This is a genomic window from Brevundimonas sp. SORGH_AS_0993, from assembly GCF_030818545.1.
In the GTDB taxonomy this organism is placed as follows: domain Bacteria; phylum Pseudomonadota; class Alphaproteobacteria; order Caulobacterales; family Caulobacteraceae; genus Brevundimonas.
In genome coordinates this window covers 1,680,132-1,693,477 of record NZ_JAUTAH010000001.1, presented here as the reverse complement: position 1 = coordinate 1,693,477, position 13,346 = coordinate 1,680,132, and the positions used below count along the sequence as shown (strand labels likewise).

The following is a 13,346-nucleotide window of genomic DNA, read 5'->3' as shown; positions in this document are numbered from 1 at the left end:
ACAGCCTCGCAGTCAGCCATATGATACTGACCTGCCCGGCCTGCGCCACCAGCTATTTCATTCCCGACGACGCCATGGGGCCGAACGGCCGCAAGGTGCGGTGCCAGGCCTGCGGCGAGGTGTGGCGCGCCACCAGCGAGGATCCGCTGGAGCTGACCCTGTCGCCCGAGCCGCGCGCCGTCGCGTCGGCCGAGTCTGCGACGCCGCCCTCGTCGGCCGACCCGGAGCCGGAAAGCCTGGCGGAAACGCCCGCCCCCGAACTGCCCAAGGCCTTTCGCGCCCGGGCCGAGCAGCAGCGCCGCCTGCGCCGCGCCGCCGCCCACGGGGTCGTCTGGGCGGGGCTGGCCGCCGTCTTCATCGGCCTGATCGTCTCGGCCTTCCTGTTCCGGGTGGAGATCGTCAGACTGTTGCCGCGCGCGGCCTCGGCCTACGCCCTGGCGGGGATAGAGGTGAACACCGTCGGCCTGGACTTCGAGGCCCTGTCGGCCAAGCCCGCGCCGAACCTGCCCGGCATGGTCGTGGTCTCGGGCGCCCTTCGCAACGTGCGCGACGCCGAGATCACCGCCCCGCCCGTGCGCGTGGCCCTGCTGGACGATCACGGGGCGGAGGTCGGGGTCAAGATCGTCCGCATCGACGCGGCGCCCGTCCTGCCGGGCAAGGTCCAGGGTTTCGCCGCCCTGATTCCCGACCCCAGCGGCCACGCCGCCGGGATCAAGGTCGATTTCGTGGAGCCCGCGCCCGCGCCTGCGCCAGGGCCTCACGCCGTCGTCGCCAGGCCGGGCCCTCACGCCGAAGCGCCCGCGCAGGCGCCGGCCAAGACCGAGAGCGCCGCCCCCGCCACCGGCCTGCGTTCAGCCGTGTCGCCAGGCGTCACCGCCACCGCGCCCGTCGACGCCAAGCCCGTCGCTCCGGCCGAGGCGGCGGTGGACAAGGGCCATGGGTCGGCGGTATCGGCCGGCCATCATGGTTGACGCCCCGCCCAAGCCCACGGTCCTTCTGGCCGAGGCCGACATCGCCCGCATCGTGGCGGACCTGGCCGAACGAATCGCGCCCGTCGTCGATGACGACACCGTCGCCGCTGTGTTGCTGACGGGCGGCCTGTGGTTCGCCGCCGACCTGACGCGCGCCCTGGCCCGGGTCGGCCGAAACGTCCGCTTCGACGCCCTGTGGCTGGCGTCTTATGGCGACGACAAGACCAGCCGGGGCGCGATCGACGTCTATGCGCCGTTCCAGCGGCCTCTCGCCGGGCGTCGCGTTCTTATCCTGGACGACGTGTTCGACACGGGACTGTCGCTGGCCGAGGCCGTGCGTATCGCGCGCGAGGCCGGCGCCGCCGAGGTGCTTACCTGCGTTTTCGCCCGCAAGCCTTGGCCCAAGCCCCGCGCGCCCGAGCCCGACTTCGTCGGCTGGGAGGCTCCGAACCGTTTCCTGGTCGGCTACGGGCTGGATCATGCGGGCGGCCTGCGCGGTCTTCCCGACATCTGCGCGCTGGACTGAGCATAAAGCGGCCGGTTCGGCGTTGACTCTCGGGCGGCCTTCCGTATATGTCGCCGCTCTTCGCCCGCGGGGGTCCCTCCGGCGGGCGCATTCTTTTTTGCGTTTGCGCTGAGGCTTCAACATGTACGCGGTGATCAAGACCGGCGGCAAGCAGTACCGGGTCCAACCGGGCGACACCATCGTGGTCGAAAAGCTGGACGGCGACGCGGGCTCCGAGCTGAAGTTCGACAGCGTGCTGATGCTGGGCGGCGACAAGGGCGTCACCGTCGGCGCCCCGCTGATCGACGGCGCCTTCGTCGGCGCGACCCTGATCGAGACCCGCAAGGGTGAGAAGATCAAGATCTTCAAGAAGACCCGTCGCCAAGGCTATCGCCGCACGAACGGCCACCGTCAGCTGGAATCGGTCCTGCGCATCACCGGCATCGAAGGCGCCGGCGAAACCGCCAAGTGGGACGGCAAGGTCGAACTGACGACCAAGGCCGAAATCAACCTGCGGGCCCGCGGCCTGGCCACGCGCGGCGCGACCTCCTTGCTGGGTTCCACCGAGACGGTCGTGACCCAGGGCGAAGGCGCCGACGTCAAGGCCGCCGTGGTCGAGAGCTCGGCTCCCGCCAAGAAGGCCCCGGCCAAGAAGAAGGCCGAGCCCAAGGCCGAAGCCGTCGGCGACGAAGCCTGAGACTTTTCACCGGCGCCCAAGGCGCCAGATCAGATTGCAGGGACGTCCTCAAATAGGCCGACAGGCCGGTAGGACACCCAAGAGAGACGGAGCATTACGATGGCTCACAAGAAATCCGGTGGTTCGTCGCGCAACGGTCGCGACTCCGAGTCGAAGCGCCTTGGCGTGAAGAAGTTCGGCGGCGAGCGCGTGCTGGCCGGCAACATCATCGTGCGTCAGCGCGGCACCACCTTCCACCCGGGCGAGAACATCGGCATCGGCCGCGATCACACCCTGTTCGCCCTGACCAATGGCGCGGTGAAATTCACGACCAAGCGTGGCGGCCGCTGTTACGTGTCGATCCTCGCGGCCAATGACGACGCCCAGGTGGCGATGGCCGCCGAGTAACGCAGTCTGGGTTTCACCGGATCGCGTTGCTCTCCAAAGCAGCCGATCCGGACCAGGGAAGTATTCCGCGGGGAGTCTGGATCACCAGGCTCCCCGTTTGCGTTTCCCCGCCTCGAAGACCGCCCGAGCCCTCCAAGGAGGCGGTTCGACCAAGAGGCGAAGCCTATGTGCGTCATCGAAACCTCCCCCGTCGTCGAAACGCGGCGCCTGCTGCTGCGCGCCCCTGCGCCCCAGGACGCGCCGCGCATCGCGGCCCTGGCCAACGACCTGGACATCGCGCGGATGACCAAGCGGATGCCGCACCCGTTCCGTATGGCCGACGCCGACGCCTTCGTGTTGCAGGTCGCGGCCCAGGACCCGGCGCGGGCCAACACCTTCGTCATCGAGCACGAGGACCTGGGGCCGGTCGGGGTCATCGGCCTGTTCGAGGGCGAGGATCGGGTTCCCGAGACGGGCTACTGGATCGGGCGGCCTTACTGGGGGCGGGGCTTCGCCACCGAGGCCCTGGACGGCGCCCTGGCCTGGGCCAGCCGCAAGTGGAGGCGTCGGGCGCTGATCGCCGGCCATTTCGCCGACAACCCGGCGTCGGGCCGTGTGCTGGAGAAGGCGGGCTTTCTCTATACCGGCGAGACGCGACGCGCGTGGAGCCAGGCGCGCAGGGCCCAGGCCGACACGCGGATGATGGTCTGGCTGGCCTGACGGTCCGCTTAGGGCAGGACGGCGCCGAACACCGCGACGGCGCCGACCGCCCCGGCCGCCAGCATGGCGCCGGCTCCGGCGACGAAGGCCATGGCGGTACGGGCGCGGCGGCGGCGCATCCCGCCTGGCCGATACTGGCGGATGATGACCGAAGGCCCGCGCGTGAAGGCTTCGGAGCCGATGATGTTGTGCTGGGACAAGAACGCATTCCCCGACTGTGACCTGAAAGGGATCACTCCGGGGCGCTGACGGCCAGAAGATGGCGACCCGCGTTACCGGGGTCGCATCTTCGTGAGGCGCGGGGTCAGAGCGTAAGGTTGACCGTGCGGCCGCCGCGCGTCTCGACCCGCCGCATCAGGACGACCGGCCCTTCGGCGCCCGGCGCCGTCACCGGCACGATCAGGAACCAGCCGCCGTCGGGCAGGCCGGTGAAGGCGAACCGGCCGTTCTCGCACCGGACCGAGCGGACATAGTCGCTGTAGTTGGCGTTGGCGTCGGCGACTGTGCGGGCGCGCACCACGGCGGCGGGCACGGCGGCCCGGTCGGTCGAGCCGTACAGGGTGCGGAAGCGCGCGCGGGTGTAGGCGGTGTCGGGCGTCAGCCCGGCCGAGCCGACGCAAGCGTAGGCCCTGCCGTCCTGGGCGTAAGTCACGCGACCCTCGACGGCGGCCTGGCCGCTGCGCCGGGACCAGGCGAACTCGTTCTCGTTGAAGACGGCGGCGGCGACGGGCGTGCGGGGCGAATAGGTGGCGGGGGCGCAGGCGGCCAAGGCGGCGGTCAGGGTCGTGACGACCAGGCCGGCGGGGGCGAGGGGGCGGATCGACATGAGGATTCCTCTGGTTGGCGGCGGCGGGGGCCGGATCGCCTCGGCCTTATCGCACGACCGGGAGGGGCCGCGCCATCGGCCTCGACGCGACCTCTGGACCGGGGAGCGACAACGCGCGAAAGAGGCGGAAGAAAATTCGCCGCCCCCCAGCGGCGACAGATCGGGAACGCCCCATGACCGTCAGTTTCGCCGATATTCAGGCGGCCCGCGCACGAATCGCGGGTCAGGTCGACCACACGCCCACCCGCTACTCTCGCCGGCTGTCGGAGCTGACGGGCGCGCAGGTATGGGTGAAGTTCGACAATCTTCACTACACCGGCAGCTTCAAGGAGCGGGGCGCCCTGAACCGCCTGCTGCTGCTGAGCGACGACGAGCGGCGGCGGGGCGTGGTGGCGGCCAGCGCCGGCAACCACGCACAGGCCCTAGCCTATCACGGCGGGCGGCTGGGCGTGCCGGTGACGATCGTGATGCCCGAGGGCACCCCCTTCGCCAAGATCAACGGCACCCGCCAGCACGGGGCGACGGTGGTGATCCACGGCCTGGACTTCACCGCCGCGACGGAAGAGGCCAAGCGGCTGGAGGCCGAGAAGGGCTATGTCTTCGTCTCGGCCTTCGACGACGAGGGGATCGTGGCGGGCCAGGGCGTCTGCGCGATCGAGTTCCTGGAGGACGCGCCCGAGATCGAGGCCATGATCGTGCCGATCGGCGGCGGCGGCCTGATCGCCGGCTGCGCCATCGCCGCCAAGGCGATGAAGCCCGACATCAAGGTCTATGGGGTGGAGGCCGCCCGCTATCCGTCCTTCACCGCCAAACGGGCGGGCCAGCCGCCGGTCTGCACCGGCCAGACCATCGCCGAGGGCATCGCCATCAAGGCGGTGGGCGACATCCCCTTCGGCCTGGCGGATCCGTTGATCGACGAGGTCTTCGTGGTGGACGAGGCCGATTTCGAACGGGGCGTCTCATCGATGGCGACGATGGAGAAGACGGTGTGCGAAGGCGCCGGGGCCGGCGGCCTGGCGGTGCTGCTGCGCCATCCCGAGCGGTTCGAGGGGGTGAAGGTCGGGATCGAGCTGACCGGCGGCAATATCGACGCGCGGATGCTGGCCGTGGTGCTGAACCGCGAGATGGTCCGTGAACGGAGATTGTTGGTCTATCGCATCCTGGGCGACGACCGGCCGGGGATGCTGTCGGCCATGGCGGCGGTGATCGGGGGGCTGGGCGGCAACATCATCGACGTGGTCCACAACCGCCTGGCTCTGGACGTGCCGGCCAAGGGGGCCGAGTTCGACATCATGGTCGAAACACGCGATAGCGCCCACGCTGACGAGATCGGCGGGGCCTTGAAGGAGCGCGGCTATGAACTTCGGATGGGGTAGGGCGGCGCTGCTCTCCGGCCTGGTGGGCGCGTTGCTGCTGACGGGCTGCGGCCAGGCTCAGCCGATGGACCCCAACGTAGGCAAGGCCGAGGCGGCCGCCTTCATGGCCAAGAACGCCAAGGAAGAGGGCGTCCAGACCCTGCCCAGCGGCCTGCAGTACAAGGTGGTGCAGGCGGGGCCGGTGGGGGGCGTCAGCCCCGACCGCAACGACCTGGTCAAGGTCGACTATGAAGGCAAGCTGGTCGACAACACCGTGTTCGACAGTTCGTTCGCGCGCGGGGCGCCGGCCATTTTCACCCCCGAGGAGGTCGTCAAGGGCTGGACCGAGGCGCTGCAGAAGATGCACGTCGGCGACGAATGGATTCTCTATGTCCCGCCCGAGCTGGGCTATGGCGCCACGCCGCGTCCCAAGATCCCGGCCAATTCGGTGCTGATCTTCCGACTGAAGCTCCTGGACGTGGCGCCGGTGCCGGGCGGCGGATCGGGCGTCGGGACCGCGATGGGTTGACGGCCGAGGTCGGACGCGAAAAACGCAGTCCGACCAGTCCGACCAGTCCGACCAGTCCGACCAGTCCGACCAGTCCGACCAGTCCGACCAGTCCGACCAGTCCGAACAGTCCGACCAGTCCGAACAGTCCGAACAGTCCGAACAGTCCGAACAGTCCGAACAGTCCGAACAGTCCGAACAGTCTGATTGGCCCCGCTTGCGATGTCAAAGACCCTGGGCGGCCAGTATAGCCCAGGACGCAGGGACGGTAGGTCGTTTGTCTGACGCAGCCGTCCGTCCTTTGAAATTCCTATGAATTCCGGGCGCGATTGCGTGCTTAGGCGGCGGCGTCCATGCGCCATTCGTGCTGGACCCGGGGATCGGTCTCGACCGTCGCGGCGCGCAGGGTCTGGAAGGCGTCCGGCGCCATCAGCCGCGACAGGGCCCAGACGGCCGCGCCGCGCACCAGCGCCGACGGGTCGTCCAGCAGGGCCTGGGCCGGGGCGATCAGGGTCGCGTCGCCCGAATTGCCGACGGCGTAGAGGACGTTCCGCAGGAAGCGGTCGCGGCCGATCCGCTTGACCGGGCTCTTGGTGAACAGGGCGCGGAAGGCGGCGTCGTCCAGCGCCAGCAGGTCGTGAAGCCGGGGGCTTTCGAAGGCAGGGCGGGGCGCCAGACGAATCTCGCGCGCTTCCTGCGCGAACTTGTTCCACGGGCAGACGGCCAGGCAGTCGTCGCAGCCATAGATGCGCGACCCAGTCATCGTGCGGAACTCGACCGGCCAGGGGTCGGCGAACTCGATGGTCAGATAGGACAGGCAGCGCCGGGCGTCGAGCTGAAACGGGGCGGGGAAGGCGTTCGTCGGGCAGGCGTCGAGGCAGGCGGTGCAGCGGCCGCAGTGTTCGATCTCGGCCGCGTCCGGTTCGATCTCGGCGGCCGTCAGTATGGTCCCCAGAAACAGCCAGTTGCCGTGGGTGCGGCTGAGCAGATTGGTATGTTTGCCCTGCCAGCCCAGGCCGGCGCGCTGGGCCAGGGGCTTTTCCATCAGGGGGGCGGTGTCGACGAAAACCTTGATGTCGGCGCCGTTGCGGGCGGCGATCTGGCCCGCCAGCTGTTTCAGCCGGCCCTTGATGACCTCGTGATAGTCGTCGCCGCGCGCATAGACCGAGATGTATCCGGCCGAACGGTCGGCCAGCTGGTCCAGCGGATTGTCCTCGGGGCCGTAGTTCATGCCCAGGACGATGGCGGTTTTCGCCGCGTCCCACATGGCGGTGGGATGCTGGCGGCGGTCCAGCGTCGTTTCCATCCACGCCATGTCGCCATGCCGGCCCTCGTCCACGAAATGACGCAGCCGCTCGCCCGCCGGCCAGGCGTCGGCCGCCGAGGCGAACCGACAGACATCGAAGCCCAGCTCGGCCGCGCGCTGGCGGATGAAGGTTTTCAGGCGGTCGGACACAGGGCTGGGGATAGCATGGATTTGGGCATGGCGGCCCACGTCGTCGCTCCGGGAGAAGGGTCGTCACGGACCCGGCGCCGCAGGGTTGGAGGCTTCCCCCTTGCTCAGGCTTTCCGTAAGCGCCCTGGCGAACCTCAATCGTCATCCGCGCCCTTGTGGCCAGGATGACGGTCAACTCCAGGCGACGCAGGGAAGGTTTACGCGCGGTCCTAGAAATCCAGATCCGCGTACCAGGCCGAGGGCGGCACGCCGACGAAGCGGTCGGCGAGCAGGGGGCGGAAGCAGGGGCGGGATTTGAGCTTGGAGTACCAGGTCTTCAGCGCCGACCACTGGGCCCAGGGGATTTCGCCGAAATAGTCCAGCACCGACAGATGGGCGGCGGCGATCAGGTCGGCTTGCGACAGGCGGCGGCCGGCCAGCCAGTCGCGGGCGGCGACCAGATCCTCCAGCATCCCCAGGTGGGATTTCAGGGCGTCGCGGCCGTCGCGCAGGGCGCGGGCCTCGGGCGGGCCCAGCTTGAGCAGGGGCTTCTCCATCCGCTCGTGCAGCAGGACGGCGTCGACCTCGTCCATGAAGCGGCGCTCGAACCAGCCGGTCAGGCGGCGCGCCTCGGCCCGTTCGGCGGCGTCGGCGGGCAGCAGCAGCGGCCCCTTCTGCTGATCCTCGATCCAGCCCAGGACGGCGGGCAGTTCGCACAGGGTCAGGGGACGGCCCCGCTCGCTGGTCTGAAGCACCGGCGGCAGGCCCGAGGGGTTCAGGTCGTGGACCGGGCAGTCCTCTTCCCAGGGGCGGACAGGGGTGTCGATCCAGTCGATCCGCGCCTCGCCCAGCGCCAGCCGCGCCGCGCGCGAGGCGGGCTGGAAGGGGAAGTGATAGAGAACGCAGGGATCGGCCATGGCGCCTGAATGCGCCCCCACCCGTTAAACGCGCGTTTACCGCGTCAGGACCACGGCCCCTTGGCCGGTCCGCTGGCGGGCCGGCTGGAGGGGTCGGCGTCCGGCGTCGCGTCGCGCGGGCCGGGCTCGGGCGCGGGCGTTTGGACCGGCGACGTCTGTGTACGCGCGCGCGGGTCGGCGTGGATCAGGATGTCGGCGGACGGATAGAGGGCCAGGATGCGGTTCTCGGCCTCCACCACGATGGCGTGGGCGGCCTGCAGCGTCAGGGCCGGGTCCAGGTCGACATGCATCTGGACCATCATCACCTGGCCCGAAAGGCGGGTGCGCAGCTGGTGGACGCCGAAGACGCGCGGATCGGCCAGGACGGCGCGGACGACGGCGGCGTGGTCCGCCTCGGGCGCGGCGCGGTCCAGCAGCGGATCGGCGGCGTCCTTAAGCAGGCCCAGCGCCCCCCAGAACAGCCAGACGGCGACGATCAGGCCGGCGGCGGCGTCCAGCCCCGGCGCCTTGAGGAAGGCGCCCGAGACCACGCCGATCAGGACGACCAGATTGGCCCCCAGGTCGGCCGCGTAATGGGCGCGGTCGCTCGCCACGGCCAGGGAGCCGGTGGTCTTCATCGCCCGGGTCTGCATCCAGACCAGGCCGGCGGTGACGGCCATGGAGACGACCATGACCCCGGTGGCCCAGCCGCCCGAGACGACGGGGCGCGGGTCGAAGATGCGCTGGATCGCCTCCCAGCCGACGAAGGCGGCCGAGGCGAAGATCAGCCCCGCCTGGACCAGGGCGGCCAGGGCCTCGGCCTTGCCATGGCCATAGCGATGATCCTCGTCCGGCGGGGCGGCGGCCCAGCGCACGGCGAAGAAGACCGCCAGGGAGGCGATCAGGTCCAAGGCCGAATCCGTCAGCGAGGCCAGGACGGCGACCGAGCCCGAGGCGCCCAGGGCGAAGGCTTTCAGCGCGATCAGCAGGACGGCGGCGGCGACCGACAGGCGGGTGATGCGCCGCGCCGCGCGATGGGCGTCGTCCAGCGGGCCAGGCGGCGGGGAGGACGGAGGGGCGGAAGGTGTCGTCATTCCCGCCCCTTGTCGCGCAATCGGGCGCGAAAGCCAACCGAGGCCGGTGCGATTGACGGCTCGCCTAGCGCGGCCCGACTGCGCTATGGGAGGCGCGCGCCGGCCGCCTGTCGCGCGCCGGCGAAAACGAGCAATCCATGTCCGACTGGCTGTCCGCGATCATCCTGGGTCTGGTCGAGGGCCTGACCGAATTCATCCCCGTGTCCTCGACCGGGCACCTGCTGCTGCTGGGACATTTCCTGGGCTTTCAGAGCGCCGGCAAGACGTTCGAGATCGTGATCCAGCTAGGCGCCCTGCTGGCCATCGTCAGCCTCTATTTCAAACGGCTGTGGACGCTGGCGACGCGCTGGCCGTTCGATGCGGAGGCGCGGCGGTTCCTGATCGGGCTTCTGGTCGCCTTCGCCCCCGCCGTCGTGATCGGCTTTCTGGCCTATGGCTTCATCAAAGGCGTGCTGTTCGAGACGCCCCAGGTGATCTGCGTCGCCCTGATCGTCGGCGGGGTGATCCTGTTGCTGCTGGACCGGATGGACAAGCGGCCGCAGTGGCTGGACGCCAGCCAGTATCCGATGCGGGTCTATTTCCTGATCGGCCTGTTCCAGTGCCTGGCCATGATCCCCGGCGTGTCGCGGTCCGGCGCGACCATCGCGGGCGGACTGCTGCTGAAGACCGACAAGCGGTCGGCGGCCGAGTTCAGCTTTTTCCTGGCCTTGCCCACCATGGGGGCGGCGGTCTTCTACGACCTGTTGAAGAACCACAAGACGCTGGATTTCAGCGACATGGGCCTGATCGCCGTGGGCTTTGTCGTGGCCTTCGTCTCGGCCCTGGCGGTGGTGCGCTTCCTGCTGGATTTCGTGTCCAGGCGCGGCTTCGGCGTCTTCGCCTGGTGGCGGATCGTGGTCGGGGTCGTGGGGCTGGTCCTGCTGCAGGCGGGGTTCTGAGACCATGACCACGCTGCTCTACGGCCGGCCGCCGGTCGTGTTCGATCCGCCTGGAGACGCCGTTCAGACCTCGCCCTTGATCCCGGATTCGGCGGCGCTGGAGGCGCAGGAGGCCGGCTCGGCCGATACGATCATGATCTACGCCCCGCCCGGCGTGCTGGAGCGGCGCTATGTGCTGGCCCTGGCGCTGAAGGCGCTGAAGGTCGGCGGGCGGCTGGACGTGATGGCGCCCAAGGACAAGGGCGGGTCGCGGCTGGGCAAGGAACTGAAGGCGTTCGGCCTGGAGGTCGCCGAGACGGCCAAGGCGCACCACCGCCGCTGCATCGTCATCAAGCCCGAGACGGTCGAGGGGCTGGACGAGGCCATCGCCGCGGGCGGGCCGCAGATCGTGCCGGGGCTGGACGCCTGGTCGCAGCCGGGGATTTTCGCCTGGGACCGGATCGACCCGGGCTCGGCCCTGCTGGCCGAACATCTGCCGCCGATGAAGGGCGAGGGGGTGGACCTGGGCTGCGGCTATGGGGCGCTGGCGATCGTGGTGCTGCGTTCGCCCGCCGTGACCAAGCTGAAGCTGGTCGATCTGGATCGCCGCGCCATCCAGGCCGCGCGCCGCAACATCGAGGACGAGCGCGCCAAGGTCTGGTGGGCCGACGCGCGCACGCTGGAGGCCAGGGGCGACAAGGATTTCGTGGTCTCGAACCCGCCCTTCCACGACGGCGGTGCCGAGGACCGGCGGCTGGGCCAGGCCTTCGTCCGCAAGGCGGCGGACCTGTTGAAGAAGGGCGGGGTGGCCTGGATCGTGGCCAACCGGCACCTGCCCTATGAGGCCGAATTGAACGCGGCGTTCAAGCGGGTTCGGCTGGTCGCCGAGGCGGGCGGCTACAAGCTGTTCGAGGCGGTGAAGTGAAAACCCCGACGTCGAGGGTCGACCGCCTGCTGGGGTCGATGGGCTATGGCTCGCGGGCCGAGATGGCGCGGATGGCCAAGGCGGGCGGCATCGTGCTGGACGGGGCGGACCTGACGGATGTGTCGAGACGGATCGCGGTGACGCCCGACCTGCCGACCCGGATGGAGATCGACGGCGAACCGCTGGATCCCGTGCAGGGGCTGGTGATCCTGCTGAACAAGCCGCTGGGCATGACCTGTTCGCACAAGGAAGAGGGGGCGCTGGTCTATGACATCCTGCCCGACCGCTGGCGCCGGCGCGATCCGGCCATCTCGACCATCGGGCGGCTGGACAAGCAGACGACGGGCCTGTTGCTGCTGACCGACGACGGCGACCTGCTGCACCGGGTCATCAGCCCCAAGCGGCATGTGGCCAAGGTCTATCGGGCGGGTCTGGCGCGCCCGCTGACCGGGACGGAAGGCGATCTGTTCGCCGCCGGAGACCTGGTGCTGGAAGGCGACGACAAGCCGCTGGCGCCCGCCGTGCTGGAGGTCGTGACGCCGACCGAGGCCCTGCTGACCGTGACCGAGGGCCGCTATCACCAGGTGCGGCGGATGTTCGCCGCCGTCGGCAACCACGTCGAGACGCTGCACCGCGAACGGATGGGGGGGCTGGTCCTGCCGGCCGATCTGGGGCCGGGACAGTGGCGGCTGCTGAACCCCGAAGAGATCGCCTCGATCTTCGCCTGATTGGACATCGGACGGCCAGATGGCTATCTTGATGGCCATGTCCAGCTATTCCGTCGCCGAAGCCAAGAACAACCTGCCCAAGCTGCTGGATCGCATGCTGGCGGGCGAGACCGTGACCATCACGCGGCGGGGCGTGCCCGTGGCGCGGCTGGAGCCGGCGCAGGCCGTCAAGCCGACATCCGGGCCGATCGATATGGAGTGGCTCAAGCGCGTGCGGATCAAGTCCGAGCCGGCGATGGATTCCGTCACCCTGATCCGCAAGATGCGGGACGAAGAGATTTGAGCATCTATCTGGACACCAGCGTCCTGATGTCCCTGTTCCAGACCGACAATCACACGGCGCGGGCGTCGGCCTGGATCGCCGGCGTCAATGATTTCGTGATGAGCAGTTGGACCGTGACGGAGTTTTCCTCCGCCCTGGCGGTGCGGACGCGGATGCGCAATCTGCTCGACAAGGAACGCCGCGAGTTCGAACTGCAACTGGACCAGTGGTTGAGCGGCAGGGTCGTCCTTTCGGTGGTCGACAACGACATGCTGGAAGCGCGGCGGCTGGTCAGGAACGACGTGAGACTGCGCGCGCCCGATGCGCTGCACCTCGCCCTGGCGGTGCGACACGGTTGCAGCCTAGCCACGCTGGACGAGGATATGGCGGCGGTCGCACGCGACATCGGACTGACGGTGATCGTCCCATGACCACCATGATCAAGATCTGCGGCCTGACGACGCCGGAGACGCTGGACGCCGCGCTGGACGGCGGGGCGGATTTCGTGGGGGCCGTGGTGTTTGCGAAAAGCCCGCGCCATCTGGCGCCCGAGGCGGCGGCGACGCTGTTCGAGCGGGCGCGGGGGCGGGCGGCGATCGTGGCGGTGACGGTCGATCCCGACGATGCGCTGCTGGAACAGATCGCGCGGACGCTGAGGCCGGACTTCATCCAGTTGCATGGGGCCGAGACGGTTGGGCGGGCGCAAGCGGTGCGAACCCTGACGGGGGCGGGGGTGATCAAGGCCCTGCCAATCCGGCAGGCGGACGATTTCGCCGCCGCCGATGAATGGGACCGCCACGCCGACCATCTGATGTTCGACGCCAAACCGCCCGAGGGGTCGGTCCTGCCGGGCGGCGTAGGGCATCGTTTCGACTGGACCCTGCTGGCGGATCGGGCCTTTCGCCGGCCGTGGTTCCTGGCCGGCGGTCTGAACCCGGACAATGTCGCCGAGGCGTTGCGGATCACCGGCGCGCCGATGGTGGACGTGTCCTCTGGCGTCGAAAGCGCGCCGGGTGTTAAGGACGCGGGCCGGATCGCGGCCTTCATCGAGGCCGTGCGCCGGTGGTAATTCCGACGCCTCCCCGCGTGAAAGTCGAAACCGTGAACGCTCAGACGCCTCTGCAAGCCGCCGATTCCGCCC

Annotated in this window: 18 protein-coding genes; 13 read left to right on the top strand and 5 right to left on the bottom strand. The window is 69.5% G+C overall.

Features of this window, described 5'->3' with window-relative positions:
* The first annotated feature begins 20 nt into the window (after positions 1 to 20).
* The 5 genes from QE389_RS08445 (at position 21) to QE389_RS08425 (ending at position 3,259) form a co-directional block, all read left to right on the top strand.
* A complete protein-coding gene (locus QE389_RS08445; protein WP_307366301.1) occupies positions 21 to 971 on the top strand; it encodes an MJ0042-type zinc finger domain-containing protein in 951 nt (316 codons plus the stop codon).
* Complete coding sequence (locus QE389_RS08440; RefSeq protein ID WP_307366300.1) at positions 964 to 1,497, top strand: phosphoribosyltransferase; 534 nt, start codon at positions 964 to 966, stop codon at positions 1,495 to 1,497. The genes QE389_RS08445 and QE389_RS08440 overlap by 8 nt, the downstream gene beginning before the upstream one ends.
* 121 nt (positions 1,498 to 1,618) lie before the next feature.
* On the top strand, positions 1,619 to 2,173 hold the full coding sequence (gene rplU, locus QE389_RS08435) for a 50S ribosomal protein L21 (RefSeq protein WP_307366298.1): 555 nt from the start codon (positions 1,619 to 1,621) through the stop codon (positions 2,171 to 2,173).
* A gap of 99 nt (positions 2,174 to 2,272) precedes the next feature.
* On the top strand, positions 2,273 to 2,560 hold the full coding sequence (rpmA, locus tag QE389_RS08430; RefSeq protein ID WP_307366296.1) for a 50S ribosomal protein L27: 288 nt from the start codon (positions 2,273 to 2,275) through the stop codon (positions 2,558 to 2,560).
* 165 nt (positions 2,561 to 2,725) lie between these two features.
* Positions 2,726 to 3,259 carry a GNAT family N-acetyltransferase gene (locus QE389_RS08425; protein WP_307366294.1) on the top strand — a complete coding sequence of 178 codons (534 nt, stop codon included), beginning with the start codon at positions 2,726 to 2,728 and terminating at the stop codon, positions 3,257 to 3,259.
* A gap of 8 nt (positions 3,260 to 3,267) precedes the next feature.
* On the opposite strand, the gene QE389_RS08420 is transcribed toward QE389_RS08425, so the two are convergent.
* Positions 3,268 to 3,459: a hypothetical protein gene (locus tag QE389_RS08420; protein WP_307366292.1), complete on the bottom strand. Its 192-nt coding sequence runs from the start codon at positions 3,457 to 3,459 to the stop codon at positions 3,268 to 3,270.
* Positions 3,460 to 3,563: 104 nt separating this feature from the next.
* Entirely contained in the window at positions 3,564 to 4,085 is a 522-nt protein-coding gene (locus tag QE389_RS08415; RefSeq protein WP_307366290.1) for a hypothetical protein, read from the bottom strand.
* Between the two features lie 173 nt (positions 4,086 to 4,258).
* Here QE389_RS08415 and QE389_RS08410 point away from each other — a divergent pair, with 173 nt between their 5' ends.
* Both QE389_RS08410 and QE389_RS08405 read left to right on the top strand, forming a co-directional pair.
* Positions 4,259 to 5,461 (top strand): threonine ammonia-lyase, encoded by a 1,203-nt coding sequence (locus tag QE389_RS08410; protein ID WP_307366288.1) that lies wholly within the window; start codon positions 4,259 to 4,261, stop codon positions 5,459 to 5,461.
* A complete protein-coding gene (locus QE389_RS08405) occupies positions 5,442 to 5,969 on the top strand; it encodes an FKBP-type peptidyl-prolyl cis-trans isomerase (RefSeq protein WP_307366286.1) in 528 nt (175 codons plus the stop codon). Before QE389_RS08410 ends, QE389_RS08405 begins: the two co-directional genes overlap by 20 nt.
* A gap of 316 nt (positions 5,970 to 6,285) precedes the next feature.
* On the opposite strand, the gene queG is transcribed toward QE389_RS08405, so the two are convergent.
* From queG to QE389_RS08390, 3 genes are all read right to left on the bottom strand, one after another.
* Entirely contained in the window at positions 6,286 to 7,404 is a 1,119-nt protein-coding gene (gene queG / locus QE389_RS08400; protein ID WP_307368984.1) for a tRNA epoxyqueuosine(34) reductase QueG, read from the bottom strand.
* Positions 7,405 to 7,613: 209 nt separating this feature from the next.
* Positions 7,614 to 8,300, bottom strand: a complete 687-nt coding sequence (locus QE389_RS08395; protein WP_307366284.1) for a glutathione S-transferase family protein — start codon at positions 8,298 to 8,300, stop codon at positions 7,614 to 7,616.
* Positions 8,301 to 8,344: 44 nt separating this feature from the next.
* Positions 8,345 to 9,373, bottom strand: coding sequence for a cation diffusion facilitator family transporter (locus QE389_RS08390; protein ID WP_307366282.1), 1,029 nt, complete (start codon positions 9,371 to 9,373; stop codon positions 8,345 to 8,347).
* 137 nt (positions 9,374 to 9,510) lie between these two features.
* Here QE389_RS08390 and QE389_RS08385 point away from each other — a divergent pair, with 137 nt between their 5' ends.
* From QE389_RS08385 to QE389_RS08360, 6 genes are read left to right on the top strand one after another with little or no spacing between them, the layout of a single operon-like run.
* On the top strand, positions 9,511 to 10,311 hold the full coding sequence (locus QE389_RS08385) for an undecaprenyl-diphosphate phosphatase (RefSeq protein WP_307366280.1): 801 nt from the start codon (positions 9,511 to 9,513) through the stop codon (positions 10,309 to 10,311).
* Between the two features lie 4 nt (positions 10,312 to 10,315).
* Positions 10,316 to 11,215, top strand: a complete 900-nt coding sequence (locus QE389_RS08380; RefSeq protein ID WP_307366278.1) for a class I SAM-dependent methyltransferase — start codon at positions 10,316 to 10,318, stop codon at positions 11,213 to 11,215.
* A 38-nt stretch (positions 11,216 to 11,253) separates the two neighbouring features.
* Entirely contained in the window at positions 11,254 to 11,943 is a 690-nt protein-coding gene (locus QE389_RS08375; protein WP_307368981.1) for a pseudouridine synthase, read from the top strand.
* A gap of 19 nt (positions 11,944 to 11,962) precedes the next feature.
* Entirely contained in the window at positions 11,963 to 12,226 is a 264-nt protein-coding gene (locus QE389_RS08370; RefSeq protein ID WP_307366276.1) for a type II toxin-antitoxin system Phd/YefM family antitoxin, read from the top strand.
* Entirely contained in the window at positions 12,223 to 12,636 is a 414-nt protein-coding gene (locus tag QE389_RS08365; protein ID WP_307366273.1) for a type II toxin-antitoxin system VapC family toxin, read from the top strand. The genes QE389_RS08370 and QE389_RS08365 overlap by 4 nt, the downstream gene beginning before the upstream one ends.
* A complete protein-coding gene (locus QE389_RS08360; RefSeq protein ID WP_307366271.1) occupies positions 12,633 to 13,274 on the top strand; it encodes a phosphoribosylanthranilate isomerase in 642 nt (213 codons plus the stop codon). The genes QE389_RS08365 and QE389_RS08360 overlap by 4 nt, the downstream gene beginning before the upstream one ends.
* Positions 13,275 to 13,346 lie beyond the last annotated feature (72 nt).

Excerpts from the sequence above, each read along its gene's own strand:
- QE389_RS08445 (WP_307366301.1), top strand. The coding sequence starts at position 21 with ATGATACTGACCTGCCCGGCCTGCGCCACCAGCTATTTCATTCCCGAC.
- QE389_RS08440 (WP_307366300.1), top strand. The coding sequence starts at position 964 with ATGGTTGACGCCCCGCCCAAGCCCACGGTCCTTCTGGCCGAGGCCGAC.
- rplU (WP_307366298.1), top strand. The coding sequence starts at position 1,619 with ATGTACGCGGTGATCAAGACCGGCGGCAAGCAGTACCGGGTCCAACCG.
- rpmA (WP_307366296.1), top strand. The coding sequence starts at position 2,273 with ATGGCTCACAAGAAATCCGGTGGTTCGTCGCGCAACGGTCGCGACTCC.
- QE389_RS08425 (WP_307366294.1), top strand. The coding sequence starts at position 2,726 with ATGTGCGTCATCGAAACCTCCCCCGTCGTCGAAACGCGGCGCCTGCTG.
- QE389_RS08415 (WP_307366290.1), bottom strand. The coding sequence starts at position 4,085 with ATGTCGATCCGCCCCCTCGCCCCCGCCGGCCTGGTCGTCACGACCCTG.
- QE389_RS08410 (WP_307366288.1), top strand. The coding sequence starts at position 4,259 with ATGACCGTCAGTTTCGCCGATATTCAGGCGGCCCGCGCACGAATCGCG.
- QE389_RS08405 (WP_307366286.1), top strand. The coding sequence starts at position 5,442 with ATGAACTTCGGATGGGGTAGGGCGGCGCTGCTCTCCGGCCTGGTGGGC.
- QE389_RS08395 (WP_307366284.1), bottom strand. The coding sequence starts at position 8,300 with ATGGCCGATCCCTGCGTTCTCTATCACTTCCCCTTCCAGCCCGCCTCG.
- QE389_RS08390 (WP_307366282.1), bottom strand. The coding sequence starts at position 9,373 with ATGACGACACCTTCCGCCCCTCCGTCCTCCCCGCCGCCTGGCCCGCTG.
- QE389_RS08385 (WP_307366280.1), top strand. The coding sequence starts at position 9,511 with ATGTCCGACTGGCTGTCCGCGATCATCCTGGGTCTGGTCGAGGGCCTG.
- QE389_RS08380 (WP_307366278.1), top strand. The coding sequence starts at position 10,316 with ATGACCACGCTGCTCTACGGCCGGCCGCCGGTCGTGTTCGATCCGCCT.
- QE389_RS08375 (WP_307368981.1), top strand. The coding sequence starts at position 11,254 with ATGGGCTATGGCTCGCGGGCCGAGATGGCGCGGATGGCCAAGGCGGGC.
- QE389_RS08370 (WP_307366276.1), top strand. The coding sequence starts at position 11,963 with ATGGCTATCTTGATGGCCATGTCCAGCTATTCCGTCGCCGAAGCCAAG.
- QE389_RS08360 (WP_307366271.1), top strand. The coding sequence starts at position 12,633 with ATGACCACCATGATCAAGATCTGCGGCCTGACGACGCCGGAGACGCTG.